Here is a 472-nt window from a genome sequence, read left to right on the forward strand (position 1 = left end):
ATCTGGCCCTGTTGGCTCCAACACTTCCAATTGCAGATCTAGCTTTGTAGTTGCCGACACATCATCACCTTCTTGCTCAGTGATGTGTTCTGGACGCAACCCAATCACCAACTCTTTGCCATCTTGGTCACGCATACTCTGAGGCAATCGAATGTGGTGTTCTTGCTCCGCCGTGCCAGTTACTTTGATGATCGGATTCTGATCGTCGTCCAAATCCACCATGGTCTTAATGAAGTTCATTGATGGTGAGCCCATAAAGCCCGCTACGAACATATTGTTTGGCTTGGTATAGATCTCTTGCGGTGTGCCTAACTGCTGCAGTTCACCGTCTTTCATTACTGCGATGCGATCCGCCAGAGTCATCGCTTCGATTTGATCATGGGTTACATAAACAATCGTGGTATTCAGCTTCTGGTGCAGACGTTTAATCTGATGGCGCATCTCAACACGCAGCTTGGCATCCAAGTTAGAA

Annotated in this window: 1 pseudogene; it reads right to left on the minus strand. The window is 47.7% G+C overall.

The window, feature by feature from the left end:
* A pseudogene (locus AB4496_RS28480) lies at positions 1-472 on the minus strand (sugar ABC transporter ATP-binding protein); the annotation flags it as partial.

It is taken from the genome of Vibrio sp. 10N.222.46.A1 (assembly GCF_041473595.1).
Lineage (GTDB): Bacteria > Pseudomonadota > Gammaproteobacteria > Enterobacterales > Vibrionaceae > Vibrio > Vibrio tasmaniensis_A.